The sequence below is a fragment of the Paenarthrobacter nitroguajacolicus genome, from assembly GCF_007786235.1.
Lineage (GTDB): Bacteria > Actinomycetota > Actinomycetes > Actinomycetales > Micrococcaceae > Arthrobacter > Arthrobacter nitroguajacolicus_A.
The window spans coordinates 90,560-105,279 of record NZ_VNFK01000013.1 but is presented as its reverse complement, the minus strand read 5'-3'; the positions used below and the strand labels follow the sequence as shown (position 1 = coordinate 105,279).

The 14,720-nt window shown below is 63.7% G+C and carries 10 protein-coding genes and 2 tRNA genes; 3 read left to right on the top strand and 9 right to left on the bottom strand.

Going from position 1 to position 14,720, the window contains the following annotated elements:
* Positions 1 to 73: 73 nt before the first annotated feature.
* Genes FQP90_RS16210 through FQP90_RS16200 form a run of 3 tightly spaced genes read left to right on the top strand, consistent with a single transcriptional unit; the run spans position 74 to position 4,330 of the window.
* On the top strand, positions 74 to 2,572 hold the full coding sequence (locus FQP90_RS16210; RefSeq protein ID WP_144652110.1) for a bifunctional lysylphosphatidylglycerol flippase/synthetase MprF: 2,499 nt from the start codon (positions 74 to 76) through the stop codon (positions 2,570 to 2,572).
* A 22-nt stretch (positions 2,573 to 2,594) separates the two neighbouring features.
* Positions 2,595 to 3,878, top strand: coding sequence for an alpha/beta hydrolase (locus FQP90_RS16205; protein ID WP_144652109.1), 1,284 nt, complete (start codon positions 2,595 to 2,597; stop codon positions 3,876 to 3,878).
* A gap of 44 nt (positions 3,879 to 3,922) precedes the next feature.
* A complete protein-coding gene (locus FQP90_RS16200) occupies positions 3,923 to 4,330 on the top strand; it encodes a hypothetical protein (RefSeq protein WP_144652108.1) in 408 nt (135 codons plus the stop codon).
* 48 nt (positions 4,331 to 4,378) lie between these two features.
* Here the strand turns inward: FQP90_RS16200 and FQP90_RS16195 are convergent.
* From FQP90_RS16195 to FQP90_RS16155, 9 genes are all read right to left on the bottom strand, one after another.
* Positions 4,379 to 4,451, bottom strand: a tRNA-Asn gene (locus FQP90_RS16195).
* Between the two features lie 116 nt (positions 4,452 to 4,567).
* A tRNA-Asn gene (locus FQP90_RS16190) sits at positions 4,568 to 4,640 on the bottom strand.
* A gap of 53 nt (positions 4,641 to 4,693) precedes the next feature.
* A complete protein-coding gene (dnaG, locus tag FQP90_RS16185) occupies positions 4,694 to 6,565 on the bottom strand; it encodes a DNA primase (protein WP_144652107.1) in 1,872 nt (623 codons plus the stop codon).
* A gap of 17 nt (positions 6,566 to 6,582) precedes the next feature.
* Entirely contained in the window at positions 6,583 to 7,899 is a 1,317-nt protein-coding gene (locus FQP90_RS16180) for a deoxyguanosinetriphosphate triphosphohydrolase (protein WP_144652106.1), read from the bottom strand.
* Positions 7,900 to 7,963: 64 nt separating this feature from the next.
* Complete coding sequence (gene dusB, locus FQP90_RS16175; protein ID WP_144652105.1) at positions 7,964 to 9,145, bottom strand: tRNA dihydrouridine synthase DusB; 1,182 nt, start codon at positions 9,143 to 9,145, stop codon at positions 7,964 to 7,966.
* 56 nt (positions 9,146 to 9,201) lie between these two features.
* Entirely contained in the window at positions 9,202 to 10,671 is a 1,470-nt protein-coding gene (locus FQP90_RS16170) for a YibE/F family protein (protein ID WP_144652104.1), read from the bottom strand.
* Positions 10,672 to 10,725: 54 nt separating this feature from the next.
* Positions 10,726 to 12,099 carry an FAD-binding oxidoreductase gene (locus tag FQP90_RS16165; RefSeq protein WP_144652103.1) on the bottom strand — a complete coding sequence of 458 codons (1,374 nt, stop codon included), beginning with the start codon at positions 12,097 to 12,099 and terminating at the stop codon, positions 10,726 to 10,728.
* A gap of 227 nt (positions 12,100 to 12,326) precedes the next feature.
* Entirely contained in the window at positions 12,327 to 13,289 is a 963-nt protein-coding gene (locus FQP90_RS16160) for a GNAT family N-acetyltransferase (protein WP_144652102.1), read from the bottom strand.
* Between the two features lie 2 nt (positions 13,290 to 13,291).
* On the bottom strand, positions 13,292 to 14,677 hold the full coding sequence (locus tag FQP90_RS16155) for a glycine--tRNA ligase (protein WP_144652101.1): 1,386 nt from the start codon (positions 14,675 to 14,677) through the stop codon (positions 13,292 to 13,294).
* Positions 14,678 to 14,720 lie beyond the last annotated feature (43 nt).

The following is a 14,720-nucleotide window of genomic DNA, read 5'->3' as shown; positions in this document are numbered from 1 at the left end:
CTTACGGCCTCCTGCAAGGCAGAATGGTGGCCAGCCGGGGTAACCGGTGCTTGACCGGTGAAGGGGACATCACATGAGCACGGCTATGGGATTTCGGGGCACTGTGCGCGGCTTGGCAACCGTTCGGAGGCTGCCCTTGACGCTGGCCCTGGTGGCTCTTTTGTGGCTCCTTGGTGTCACTACAGGGAGCCTGCTCGGCGGCCCCAGCGAAGCCCTCCTTGACCAGGTGGGCCTGGGCCTGGCGGTGGAGCCCGGGCCCTGGTGGTCCATCTTCACGTCATCATTCTTTGCCACCTCCCTGCTGGACTACCTCGCCTGCACGGCCGTTATCCTGGTCGGTGTCGGAATCGCCGAGCGCGTCCTGGGCCCGTGGCTCGCTCTCGCCGCTTTCGTGGTGGGCGCCGCGCTCAGTGCCTTGGTGCTCGTTGCGCTGGTGGCCTATGGGACGGACAACAGCGACCAATGGCTGAGCTTCCTGGGCGGCGAGTACGTGGTGGGAGCCTATGGCGGCGCAGCCGCTGCCTTGGGATGCGCGACGGCGGCACTTGAGTCCCTGTGGCGACGGCGCCTGAGGACGTGGTTGCTGGCCGCCACGCTGATGTTCGCCCTGTTCGTGGGAGTAGCTCAAACCCTGCAGGCACTTGCCGGGGCCGTGATCGGCATGCTGGCGGGCTGGGCATTCCAGTCGCTGATCCTGCGCCGCCGGGCGGGGTCGCTCCACTCATCCAGCCTTCGGGAGACAAGGTTCCTCGTAGGCACCGTGGTGGGGGTCTTCGCCGTCGGCCCCTTGCTCACGCAGCTCACGGGGACGTGGGAAGTCGGGCCGCTCTCGGTCGTTTCCGAGGTCATGCTCCAGGCCAGCCCGGATGCGGACGAAGTCCAGGAAGCCTGCGGCAACGACAGGAACTGCGTCACGTTGCAGGGCATTGTTGGTGTGCAGAGTTTCGGTGCGGCGATCCTGACGCTGATTCCCGTACTCCTTCTGCTGGTGTGCGCCGAAGGGCTGCGGCGTGGCCGCCGCCTGGCATATCGCCTCACGCTTGTCATCCAGGTGTATTTGGCAGCGGTGACGGTACTTTCCATCCTGCAATACATCACTGATCCTGATGTCGCGTTGGGCGCTGACGACTTCGGATACCTGCTCTTGTACGCGGTCCCTGCAGTTCTGGCGCCCGTCATCATCGTGGCCTTGCTGCTGGCCAACCGGCATAAGTTCAGGGTGGAGTCGAGCGACGCGGGCTACCGCACCCTGGGACGGACATCCCTCCTCCTGGCAGTCGCGGCTGTTGTCTTGTACGTGGTCTTTTGGTTCCTGGAAGGCAATCCGGGCAGGTCCACTTTGCTGGACCTCGCCGGGCAGCTGACGCACATCCTGGTGCCCTTCCCCGTACCTTTCGTCGTGGCGCTCCCGCAAGGACTGCTGAGCACCGTTCTCTATGGACTGGGCGGGGACGTCATTTGGCTGTGCATCCTGGTGCTGGTCCTGAACAACTTCCGTCGATTCCGGATGCTGGCCAGCGATCCGGCAGCGGATCTGGGCCACGCCCGGGAACTGCTCCACGATGGCGGCGGAACGTTGTCGTGGATGGCCCTCTGGGACAACAACCAGTACTGGTTCACGCCCGACCGCAAGGCGGGCGTTGCCTACCAGGTCCACAACGGAGTGGCCCTCACGGTGGCGGGGCCCTTCGGCGCCACTGAACACCATGCCGCCGCAGCCACAGGCTTCCTTGCCCACTGCGCCGGCCTGGGATTGACCCCTTGTTTCTACTCGGCCACTGCCGAGCTTGATGTGGCGCTGCTCCCCCAAGGCTTCCGAAAGCTGGAAGTGGCGGAAGAGACCCTCCTCAATGTCCAGGCCATGACCTTCAAAGGCAAGGAATGGCAGAACGTCCGTACGGCCCTGAACCGTGCCGACAAGCTGTCCATCAAGGACCACTGGTACCACTACCCGGATATGCCTCCCGGAATCAGGGCGCAGCTCGCCGAGATCTCCGAAGAGTGGGTGGCTGACAAGGCGCTCCCCGAGATGGGTTTCACCTTGGGCGGCTTGAACGAACTGAAGGACCCCGAGGTGCTTTGCTGCGTAGCCGTGGACGACGACGGCTTGGTCCATGGGGTGACCAGCTGGCTGCCCGTATTCAGCAACGGTGTCATCTCCGGGTGGACCTTGGATTTCATGCGGCGTCGCACCACGGGCTTCAAGGGCGTCATGGAATTCCTCATCGCCTCTGCCGTGACCCACTTCAAGGAAGGAGTCCCCCACATTTCGCTGTCCGGTTCTCCCCTGGCCAATGCAGGGGCGGACGCTGCCGAGGGTGACCGCAGCACGCTGGACCGTGTTCTGGCGCTGCTGGGAAATGCGCTGGAACCCATGTACGGCTTCAAGTCCCTGGCAGCTTTCAAGTCACGGTTCCAACCGGAACACCGGACGTTGTACATGTACTACCAGGACCCTTTGGCACTGCCATCCATCGGTATTGCTGTGGGCTCCGCCTATCTGCCGGGGCTCTCGCCCGCCCAGAGCGCGGGCCTGCTGCGGCAGATGGTAGCCAAGGAGCCGGCAGCATGACACCAGAGCGGGCGTCCCAGCCATGAACGACATCCTGAAGATCGAGATCAGCGGCCCGGTGGTCATTACGGCCGCGGCGATTATCGGCGTCGGGTTCTTCCTGGTGCTGTTCCTCAGGCCCTCAGCCCGCTGGGCGCTGACAGGAATCACGGCGATAGTGGTCGCGGCCCTGCTGGGTTGGTTGACAGTGTGGATCGTGGAAGACGTCATGGACGTCTTCCACGTGGGGCTCACGCCCCGCGTGTGGTTCTGGGCGATCACCTGCTTCGCGGCGGTGGGCTTGGCTTTGGTCAGCTTCCGCCACAGCCCGCGATGGCGGAAAGTAGTGGCTGCTGTCTCCATTCCCGTGTTCATCGTGGTTGCCGGGCTGGGCATCAATGCCGAGTTCGGGCTGAACAAGACCTTGGGTTCGGCCTTCGGGATCTCCACGGAAGGGGCCATCCAACTCAGCAAACCGGACCCCGAGGCGTCCATTCCCGCGGGCCCCCTGTGGCAGAGCTGGAAACCACCGGCAAACATGCCAGCCAAGGGTGAGGTGGGCACCCAGGTCATTCCGGCCACGGCCTCAGGTTTCAACGCCCGCCCAGCTGGCATCTATCTGCCTCCGGCTGCCCTGGTGGACAATCCGCCCCGGTTGCCGTTGTTCGTCCTCATGATGGGACAGCCCGGCCTTCCCGACCCGCAATACGTCTCGGCGGCGTTGGATGAATTCGCGGCCAAAAACAACGGTTTAGCCCCCATCGCGATTGTCGCGGACCAGATCGGCCCTGACGAGAATGACAACCTCTGCCTGGACACCCCCAAATACGGCAACGTGGAAAAGTACATCAACCAGGATGTGGTGGACTGGGCCAAAGCCAACCTGAACATCCTCCCTGACCGCGAGCACTGGACAATAGCCGGATACTCCAACGGAGGACAGTGCGCCATCTCCTTTGCGGTCAAACACCCCACGATGTGGGGAAACGTGGTGGACATCTCGGGCGAAGAATTCCCCGGCGCGGAAGATCCAGCGGGTAACCTCGCGGCGATCTTCGGCGGCAACCAAGCCGCTTACGACGCCCAGAAGCCCATCAACATCATGAAGGGGAAGCAGTTTCCGGACACTACGGCTGTTTTCACGGTGGGTTCCGACGACGTGACCTACGTAGCAGCCGCCAAGGCCGTCTCCGCAGCGGCACGTTCCGCGGGCATGAGTGTGACCTACTACGAGGTGCCCAACGGCGGACATGTCGGCATCGCCCTGAACGCGGGCCTGACCAAAGGCTTCGAGGTGCTCTACCCCAGGCTGGGCCTGTCCCGGTAGCACTTCCCCTTTTGCGGCCCACACGCGGGCGATAAAGTTGAGGTGTGCCACATTGGCAAGAGCTGCAGCCGCTTCCGGCACCTTGGCAGCGTCGGGATGACCGCATCCTGCCGCTGTGGTGGGACAGGCTGTGCTCAGTGACCAGCCCACAATCCGCAGCACTCTATGCCGCCGGACTCTTCACGGATGACAGGCGCAGGCCCATCGCCCAGTGGTACAACCCCGAGACGGACGCCGCCCTGTTGGTGGCGCCGGAAACCTCCCCTGAGTGGCCGGTTCAGCGATTCGGAATCTTCTACGCTCCGCCGGGTGGCGGTTTTACGCGCGTCTACTCGGCGCCCCATGAATGGCATCCCCGCGAACCCAGGACTCCGCCCACCGAGCAGGACTCATTCCTGGCGGCCGTTGCCGAAGCTGCGCGTTTCCTGCAAGTGGAGATGGATTTCGTCTAGGAAAAAACGAACCCCGCACCGACGCTGAGCCGGTGCGGGGTTCTTGTGCTCCTCCGACTGGACTTGAACCAGTAACCCTTCGATTAACAGTCGAATGCTCTGCCAATTGAGCTACGGAGGAATGAAGCGGTTATGACTTTAGCAAAGGTTCTACCGGAATGCGAAATCGAGGCCACATACCCCCAGGGGGTATAAAAATACCCCCGTTCCGATTGCTCGGAACGGGGGTATTTTGCGCTCCTCCGACTGGACTTGAACCAGTAACCCTTCGATTAACAGTCGAATGCTCTGCCAATTGAGCTACGGAGGAATGAAGCGGTTACTAGCTTAACAGGGGCCCGCCGGAAAACGAAATCGAGGTTCTCAGCCGTCCGAACGCAAGGCCCGACGCTCCATTTCCAGCTGCATGAGCTCCCGGTTCAGCCTCTGGAACTCTTCAGGGTTGGAGGCAGCGTCCAGCCGCTGGAGCTGGCCCATCTTGTCCGCCTTGATCCGCGTGATCTGCAGTTCAAAGAGACGGGCCAGGATATCGCGGCAGTAGCGCTGCATGGCCTCGGGAGTGCTGGCGGGCAGCGGGGTGACGGCAAGCTCGGACACCAAGGAGCGCAGCGGCTCAGGCACTTCCTGGCGAATCTGTTCCACCCAGGCCACGGGATCCGCCGCCTGGACGAGTCCTGAGGCCCGTATGGCCGCGTGGACGGCCGCGTAGGCGGGCGTGGCGAAGTGGGAGGCTTCGAAGCGTTCCCAGGCTCCGCCGCCCAGGACTGCGGGATCCTGAAGCACCACTTCGAGCGCCTGCCGCTCCATTCCGGCCACGGGGTCGCGCGGGTCGGGACGATGAAAAAGGGGACCGTTCGACGGCGGTGCTGCCGCCGTCGTGGGTTGTTCGGTTGCGCCACCGGCGGCGGCACGTTTGGCGGCCGCCCCGACGTAGCGGCTGACTTCCTCGATGGGCATCCCGAGCCAGCCGGCGAGTTCGCGGGTGTAGGCGGGGCGGATTCCGGAGTCCCGGATCTGCGCCACCACGGGTGCTGCCTCCCGCAGCGCTGCGACGCGTCCTTCCACGGTGTCCAGGTTGTGGCGGCGAAGGGAGGCCTTGATGGCGAATTCGAAGAGTGGCTTGCGGCTGCCGATGAGGTCCCGCACCGCAGAGTCGCCCTTGAGTTGGCGAAGGTCACAGGGATCCGCGCCGGAGGGCTCCACCGCCACGTAGGTCTGAGCGGTGAACCGTTGGTCTTCCTCGAAGGCCCTCAGCGCGGCCTTCTGGCCTGCGGCGTCGCCGTCGAAGGTGAAGACCACCTCGCCCCCGGTGCCGTCGTCGGAGAGCAGTCGCCGGGCGATCTTGATGTGCTCGGTACCGAAGGCAGTACCGCAGGTGGCTACCGCCGTCGTGACTCCTGCCAGGTGGCAGGCCATGACGTCCGTGTACCCCTCCACCACCACCAGCTGCCGTTCCTTGGCGATGTTCCGCTTGGCGATGTCGATCCCGTAGAGAACCTGTGACTTTTTGTAGAGCGTGGTTTCCGGGGTGTTCAGGTACTTGGGGCCTTGGTCGTCCTCGTAGAGCTTACGGGCGCCGAATCCGATGGTGTCCCCGGCGATGTCGCGGATGGGCCAGATGAGCCTCCCCCGGAAGCGGTCGTAGATGCCGCGGTTGCCTTCCGAGAACATGCCTGTGAGCTTCAGCTCCGCGTCCGTGAAGCCACGTCCGCGGAGGTGCTTCAGGAGCGCGTCCCAGCCTTGGGGGGCATAGCCGACGCCGAAATGCTCGGCAGCGGCGCGATCAAAGCCACGTCCGTCCAGGAAGTTCCGCCCCTCGGCAGCTCCCGGTGTCAGCAGTTGGGCGCGGAAGAACTCATCGGCGATCTTGTGGGCATCGAGCAGGCGCTGGCGCTTGCCCACTTCCTCGCGGCTGGGACCGGTTCCACCGTCCTCGTACCGAAGCTCGTAGCCGATCCTGGCGGCCAGCTTCTCGACGGCCTCATGGAAGGAGCTGTGGTCCATCTTCTGGACGAAGGAGATGGCGTCGCCGTCCTCGCCACAGCCGAAGCAGTGGTACCTGCCCACCTGCGGGCGGACGGTGAACGAGGGTGAGCGTTCGTCGTGGAAAGGGCACAGGCCCTTAAAGCTTCCCAGCCCGGCACCCTTGAGCGTGACGTAGCCGTCAACGACTTCCTTGATATCCGTGCGCTGGCGTACTTCATCGATATCTTCACGTTTTATCAAGCCAGCCACGTGACCATCCTAGTGGGTTACCACAGCGACGGCAGGCTGCCCACCAGGCGCTCGTACATGGCCAGCGCGGAGACATCGGTCAGCGATGCAACCTGGTCGATCACGACACGCAGCCGTGCACCGTCGTCGACGGCGTCCCTCCAGTCCGCCGCGAACATCGGCTCGAGGTGGCGGTCGCCGGAGGCGTTCAAGACACCCACCAACGCGTGCAGTACCTCGCGCTGGCGTTCGTAGACCGGTTGGCGGTGATCGGTGGAGATGACGAACGTGGTGGCCAGGCCCTTGAGGACGGCGATCTCAGTGACTGTGTCCTCCGGAACCATGAGCTCGGCGTCGTAACGGGTCAGGTTCGCCGGCCCGAAGTGATCCCTGGTGGTTTCCATCGCGCTCTGGCAGAACCTGCCGATCAACTGGCTGGTCATATCCTTCAGCGCCGCCATCGACTTCCGGCTGCCGTCGGCCTCACGGACCCAGACCTTGGTGGCTTCGAGCCTGGCCAGGGCAGCGTCAATCTCAGCGGGGTCGTTGTGCGGCAGGTACCACTGTTTGGTGTACCCCACCACGCGGGCGCGGTGGTCCGGGTTCTCCATCCACTTCAGCTGGAAATGGCCGGCGACGATCGCGTCCTCTACGTCGTGGACGGAGTAGGAAATATCGTCGGCAAGGTCCATCACCTGCGCCTCAATGCAGGACCTGTTACCGGGAGCGCCTTCACGCAGCCACTCAAACACCGGAAGATCGTCTTCGTACGCACCAAACTTGCTGGTGCGGTGGCCATGGATCACGGGGGCGTCGACGGCGGACCACGGGTATTTGGACGCGGCGTCAAGGCTGGCGCGGGTCAGGTTGAGCCCCGCGGGCCGGCCGTCCTCGGCGAGCACCTTGGGTTCCAGCCGGGTCAGCAACCGCAGGGTCTGGGCATTTCCTTCGAAGCCGCCGATGGTGTGCGCGACTTCGTTCAGCGCGGACTCACCGTTGTGGCCGAAGGGTGGGTGGCCGAGGTCGTGGCTCAGGCACGCGGTGTCAACGACGTCGGGGTCGCAGCCCAGTGAACGGCCGAGCTCGCGCCCCACTTGGGCCACCTCAAGGCTGTGGGTGAGCCGGGTGCGGACAAAGTCGTCGGTGTCCGGGGCTACTACCTGCGTTTTGGCACCCAGCCTGCGCAACGCTGAGGAATGCAGGACCCTGGCCCGGTCCCGTTCAAAATCCGAGCGATAGTTGCTCTTGCGGGGCTCTTCGACCCACCGCGCGGAATCAGCCTCGACGTAACCGGGGATGGCCAGCACAAAATCGTGAGCCGTCCCGTTCTGGCCAAGTATCGCTTCGGTTCCCATGGGTATCTGCCTCCTTCAAGCGCCGGGGTGTGGAGCTTCTTGAGTCAGTCTTACACGTGTGCGGCTAGCCGCCCGAAACGTCCAGCTCCGCTGCGGAGATTTCCGCGCTCTGTTCAGCGTTCAGCTGACGGCTCACCAGCCAATCCTTGGGCAATGCGGGCTTCTTGGGCGAGCCGGCGCGGCCGCGGGGACCTTCGGAATCGACTCCCGGGTATGGCGAGTCCATGTCCAGTTCATCAAGGTATTCGCGCAGCACCTCGAGGGTGGGCACCGTGGCCAGCTTGGCCCGAAGCTCTCCACCCACCACGTAGCCCTTGAAGTACCAGGCCATGTGCTTACGGATTTCGCGCAATGCCTTGTATTCGTCGTTGCCGAAGGTCTCCACCATCAGCTCGGCGTGACGATAGACGCCCTCAGCCACTTCACGTAGTCCCGGGCGGTGCCGCTGGTCGCTGCCTTCGAAGGCTGCCTGGAGATCACCAAAAAGCCAGGGCCGGCCCTGGCAGCCACGGCCCACCACCACGCCGTCCACGCCTGTTTCGCGCACCATACGGACTGCGTCCTCTGCAGACCAAATATCGCCGTTGCCCAGCACCGGGATATCGGGCAAGGCTTCACGGAGGCGGGCAATGGCGGACCAGTCGGCCTGGCCGGAATAGAACTGCGCGGCCGTGCGTCCGTGGAGGGCGACGGCGGCCACGCCTGCGTCGCGGGCGATGCGTCCGGCGTCGAGGTACGTCAGGTGGTCCTCGTCGATGCCCTTACGCATCTTGATGGTTAGCGGGATGCCGCCCTTGGAGGCCTCCTTGACCGCTGTATTGACGATGGACGTAAAAAGGTCGATCTTCCACGGTAGCGCTGAACCACCACCGCGCCGGGTGACTTTGGGCACGGGGCAGCCGAAGTTGAGGTCGATGTGATCAGCCCGGTCCTCTTCGACGAGCATCCGCACTGCGGCACCCACAGTCACCGGATCCACGCCGTAGAGCTGGACGGAGCGGACCTTCTCGTCCTCATCGTGCGAGATGATGCGCAACGATTCGGGTGTCCGCTCCACCAGGGCACGCGACGTCACCATCTCCGCCACGTACATACCACCGCCGTATTCACGGCAGAGCCTGCGGAAGGCTGAGTTGGTGATGCCGGCCATGGGGGCAAGGATCACCGGGGTGTCCACGGTGATCCCACCGAGCTTCAACGGCGGGAGCTCAAGCTTTGGTGCGGGGGGCGTTGCTACAACAGTCACCCATCCATTGTTGCAAATCCGGGCAAATCCGCTGGCATCGGGCCGAAACCCGGTGGTCAGTCAGTCCCGGCTGTCCCCCGCCGCTCCGCTTCCCGTTGGGCGCGCCGGCTGCCTGGCCGCACCGGTTTGCCGGGCGCGTCAAGGCGGGTCTCGGCGTCGTGCTTGTCATGCGGATCGGAACCCACGACGGCGGCCGCAGCTGCCAGCGCGCCCGTGTCGTTGAGCTCGTCGGCACTGACGGACGGTCCACCCGATGCGGCCAGGCGCTTCATGCCCGTCGCCTTGACCACCAGGACGGCAATGAGAGTCGTCACCGGAATGGCAAGGACGAGTCCGATGGAGCCCACCAGGGTACGGATGACTTCCTCGGACAACTCGGCGCTGGTCAGCGCTTCATCGAGCGGGCGGTCATAGAGCATCACGATGATGAGGATCGGCAGGGCGGCGCCGGCGTAGGCGAAGGCGATGGTGTACACGGTGGAGGCGATGTGGTCCCGGCCGATCCGCATTGCCGAGGAGAACAGCTTCCTGGCGCTCGTGGTGGGCGCGAGCTCGTAGAGTTCCCACACAGCAGAGGACTGGGTGATGGTGACGTCGTTGAGAACGCCCAGGCCGGAAATAATGAGTCCGCAGAGGATGATCCCGGAGATCGAGATCTGGGGTGACATGTTCACCAGGGTGGACGCATCGTGGTTGCCTACGCCTGCAAGGTTGGCTGCGTCAGTAGCCCACGCTGCCAGCAACGCCGTGATACCGAGCCCAAATATAGTGCCCAGCAAGGCCGTGGAGGTTCGCGCCGAGAATCCGTGCGCGAAGTAGAGGACCCCGATCATGATCACGGTAGACCCCACCAACGCCAGCAGCAGCGGCGGTTTTCCCTCCACCAAGCCGGGCAGGATGAAACTGACCAGGACAAAGTAGGCACCCACCAGGCCAAGGAGCGCCCTGAAACCACGCCAGCGGGCCACCGCGATGACCACCGCCGCGTACAGCACAGCCAGGAGGGCGATGGGAATGCTGCGGACAAAGTCAACGAAAACGTATGCCGGCGCGCCGCTGCCGGCGTTGGCGCCCTGGACAGCGGAGAGGTTCAGATACCGGATGGAGTCCCCGACGTCCACACCATGGGACATGGCGACGTCAGGGTTGATGACCACCTTGACCACGTCACCGCCCTTGTCGGGTTCTGTGAAGGCGAACGTGCACTGGGATCCGGCGCCCTGGCTATTCTGGCCTGGGTCCGTCTGTCCGGTGTTGGATTGTCCGGTTTGAGTGCAGCTTTCCACCACCACGCTCTGGATCCGCCCAGTATCGAAGGTGACCCCGGGGGCGGCCTGGTAGGGACTCGAGAATGAGATTCCCTCCCGGCTGCCCGAGGGCCACATGACCAGCATGGCCACTATGGTGAGCACGCCCAGCGGGACCAGGACCGCCGCCAGCAGCCAATTGGCCCTCTTGCGCGAAGCCAGTGCCTGCGGTGTTGGCTCGGAACCTTCAGAATGACCGTGGGAGTGACCGTGGCCCATCAGCAGCAAAACCTCATGCGATAACCCTACGCGGGAAGGCAGAGGTCTCCCGACTCAGTCGGGCGCGATGTTCTGGTTGACGCGGAAGAGGTTTCCGGGATCGTACTTGGCTTTGATGGCCACCAGCCTCTCCCAATTGGGTCCGTAGTTGTCCGCCACACGATTCTGGTCCTCAGAGTCCATGAAGTTGATATATCCACCTGCTTCCGAATGCGGAGCAAGGGCCGCTGCGTACCCGCGGGCCCACGCGATGTTCGCTTCGTTATCCGCCGGGTCCACCCACTGCGTGGCGATGACCGGCGAGAACTTCATGTCGCGATGGGCAAAAGCGGTGTCTTGGACCCCTACCCGGGACACGGCTCCGTCAATGGGATAGACATGCACCGAGGTGTTGACGCTGGTGACGGTAGCGCCGTATTCGGCATGCGCCGCAATGGCACCGTCATTGAGGTCACGCAGGAAGTTGGCCTTCCAGTACCCCTGCATGCCTTTCTGGTTGAGTCCGTCGAACGCCACATTCAAGGCCGGATAGGGCATGGGGCCCACCATGGAACCCGCTACCGGAGCAGCGTCCAGGAACGGCTGCCAGCGTGCCTCGCCTTCGGCCGGATCGCCAGTCCACATTCCCACCACCACGCAGACTGATTTGCCGTGCCATTCCTCGGGAAGGAAAGGTACGGGCGGCCCTTGATGGAAGCCGAGGAAAGCCCCGAATTCTTCGGGCGCGGAGGCAATGTAGTCCCGGTAGAAGCGGGCCACTGCCGGAATGTTCTCTGCGCCATAGATGATGATCCCTGCGTAGACCATGTCCACGGGGTGAAGTTGGAACTCCAGGGACGTCACCACGCCGAAGTTGCCGCCGCCTCCGCGGATCGCCCAGAACAGGTCTTCATTGCGTTCTTCGCTGGCGATGAGGAAATTGCCGTCTGCCGTCACGACATCCGCTGAGACCAGATTGTCGCAGGAGAGGCCGTACTTCCTGGTCAAGTAACCGATCCCGCCGCCCAAAGTCAGTCCCGCGACACCAGTGGAACCTACGATCCCTCCGGTGGTTGCGAGTCCGAAAGCGTGGGTCGCGTGGTTGAAGTCGGCCCACGTGGTGCCCGCCTCAGCCCGGGCCGTGCGCTTTTCAGGGTCAACCCTTACGCCCGTGCGACGAACGAAGTCCAGCACCAAGGCATCGTCCCAGGTACCGAAACCAGGCGCACTGTGACCACCGCCCCGGATTGCCAGGGGCATGGCATTCTCGCGGGCGAAGTTCACGCCGGCAATGACATCGGAGACCTGCCCGACGCGGACGATGCCTGCGGGCCGTTTGTCCACCATGGCATTGAAGACAGCGCGGGCCGCGTCATAGTCAGGGTCTTCAGGAGTGATGAGTTGTCCGCGCAATTGTTCCCGCAGCCCGTCGAGGGCTATTTGGTTCATGTGATTTACCACCGATACAGACGAGAGACCGATCTGTTCCTCACGTGGCCTCCCTCCAGCGGTGGCAGCGTGGGGGTTTACTCCGATAGGCCTACTCCTGCCTCCGGGCACCGTCAATCATTTTTATTTACCAGGAGGTTCGCAGAGCGGCAGCGGTCCTTAACGCAGAGATCCTGCCGTCCGCACCAGTGTGCGGAAGGCAGGATCTTGACCTGCGGGGACAGTGGTCAGTCACTCACTATCAACGTGTCAGCGCCCCGAATGTGTGCTTTGCCGGATTCCAGCAAGGGCTCAAGGACTGCGCGCAAGGCCGTCATGGAATCATCGACTTCCAACAGCACGGGGTGCTGGTAGGCGATCAGTGCCAACAGGTCCCGTACGGCAAAGGCAGCGTCCGCGGCGGACAGCTCGGGATCGTGGCCCAGGAAGACATCCGACGGCTCATCGGAGTTGCCTTGGGCGTAGCTGATGGCGAACGCCTGGATCTTGCCTTTTCGGCTCGCCGGAACACCCTCGCCAAAAGCGCTGGCTTTGGGCGCACGCAGCACGATAGCGCCGTGCGCACCGGTGAGGTCGTGCAGGAACAGGCGCTGCACGGTAGCTATGCTGAGCTCCCCCGGGCTGTCCCAGTGGTGGACGTGGGAGTAGTACTTACCAACAACGTCGCTGAGCTCAACGGAGCCTGTGGCCAGGTCCTCCACCCGCTCTGAGGCTGCTTCCTCGGAACCGTCCCCAAAACGCGGCAACGTCAGCGGCTCGGGTTCCACCACCACCAACTGCGAACGCTGGATGGGGGCAAGTCCCGCGGCCGCGGCAAAGGCCGCACCGGCAGTCTCCGGCTCAACTTTGCTGCGGAGCTTGGAAACGCCCGACGGCGAGTTCCCGGCTTCGCGGCGAAGCATCGTCAGGAGGGTGGCACCAACGCCGCTGCGGCGATGATCCTTGGCAACCTCGATGTAGGCCCACAGGCGTTCCGGGTGCAGGGAAGCCTCGTGGACCACGCCTGCGGCAACGGGAATCCGCACGCCGTCGACTACGTCCTCGGCCACGATGCATCGTCGCCACGGCTGGTTGCTCGACGGCGCCAAGGCGGCACGGAACTGCTCAGCGGGAAGAGTCTCCGGGCCACCCCAGATCTCCAGGAGGGCGAGGTCGTCGCCTTCCTTCCACTCACGGTATTCCAAAGCCACGATCAGGCGCCGATCAGGCGTGCTGCCAGGTAGCCCTCAACCTTGTCCAGGGAAACGCGTTCCTGGCTCATGGTGTCGCGCTCACGGATGGTTACGGCCTGGTCTTCGAGGGTGTCGAAGTCCACGGTGATGCAGAACGGGGTACCGATCTCGTCCTGGCGACGGTAGCGGCGGCCGATGGCGCCGGCGTCGTCGAAGTCGATGTTCCAGTTCTTGCGCAGCTGCGCGCCCAGTGCCTTCGCCTTCGGGGACAGGTCCTCGTTACGGCTCAGTGGCAGCACCGCTGCCTTGACCGGGGCCAGGCGCGGATCCAGCTTCAGCACGGTACGGACATCGACGCCGCCCTTGGCGTTGGGGGCCTCATCCTCGGTGTAGGCGTCAATCAAGAACGCCATGAAGGATCGGGTAAGGCCTGCGGCAGGTTCGATCACGTACGGCGTGTAGCGCTCGTTGGTGGCCTGGTTGAAGTAGCTCAGGTCCGTGCCGGACGCTTTGGCGTGCGTGGAAAGATCGAAGTCCGTGCGGTTGGCGATGCCCTCGAGCTCGCCCCACTCGGAGCCCTGGAAACCGAAGCGGTATTCGATGTCCGTGGTGCCCTTGGAGTAGTGGCTGAGCTTCTCCAGGGGGTGCTCGAAGAAACGCAGGTTGTCTTCACGGATCCCAAGGTCCGTGTACCAGGACATGCGTTCCTTCATCCAGTACTGGTGCCAGTCCTCGTCCGTGCCCGGCTCGACGAAGAATTCCATCTCCATCTGTTCGAACTCGCGGGTGCGGAAGATGAAGTTGCCCGGGGTGATCTCATTGCGGAAGGACTTGCCGATCTGGCCGATGCCGAACGGCGGCTTCTTCCGGGACGTGGTGAGCACGTTGTTGAAGTTCACAAAGATGCCCTGTGCCGTTTCGGGGCGCAGGTAGTGCATGCCTTCGTCGCTGGCTACAGGGCCAAGGAAGGTCTTCAGGAGGCCGGAGAATTCCTGCGGTTCGGTCCACTGACCACGCGTGCCGCAGTTGGCGCAGGCGATGTCCTTCAGGCCGTTTTCTGCCGGGCGGCCCTTCTTTTCCTCGTACTCTTCCTCGAGGTGGTCGGCACGGTAGCGCTTGTGGCAGGAGAGGCACTCAACCAGGGGATCGGAAAAGACCTCCACGTGGCCGGACGCTTCCCATACCTGGCGGGGAAGGATGACCGAGGAATCCAGGCCCACCACGTCTTCGCGGCCGCGGACCATGCTCTGCCACCACTGGCGCTTGATGTTTTCCTTCAGCTCCGCACCGAGGGGACCGTAGTCCCATGCGGAACGGGAGCCACCATAGATTTCACCGGCCTGGAAGACAAAGCCCCTCCGCTTGGAGAGGGAAATGACCTGGTCAAGGACGGATTTTGCTGCCATGGGTACTCCATTTGTTCTACAGGGCCGCTGGGTGCGGTCCGCG

Coding starts and splice junctions, on each gene's coding strand:
- FQP90_RS16165 (WP_144652103.1), bottom strand. CDS start 12,099: ATGAACCAAATAGCCCTCGACGGGCTGCGGGAACAATTGCGCGGACAA.
- FQP90_RS16205 (WP_144652109.1), top strand. CDS start 2,595: ATGAACGACATCCTGAAGATCGAGATCAGCGGCCCGGTGGTCATTACG.
- FQP90_RS16210 (WP_144652110.1), top strand. CDS start 74: ATGAGCACGGCTATGGGATTTCGGGGCACTGTGCGCGGCTTGGCAACC.
- FQP90_RS16155 (WP_144652101.1), bottom strand. CDS start 14,677: ATGGCAGCAAAATCCGTCCTTGACCAGGTCATTTCCCTCTCCAAGCGG.
- FQP90_RS16180 (WP_144652106.1), bottom strand. CDS start 7,899: ATGGGAACCGAAGCGATACTTGGCCAGAACGGGACGGCTCACGATTTT.
- FQP90_RS16170 (WP_144652104.1), bottom strand. CDS start 10,671: ATGGGCCACGGTCACTCCCACGGTCATTCTGAAGGTTCCGAGCCAACA.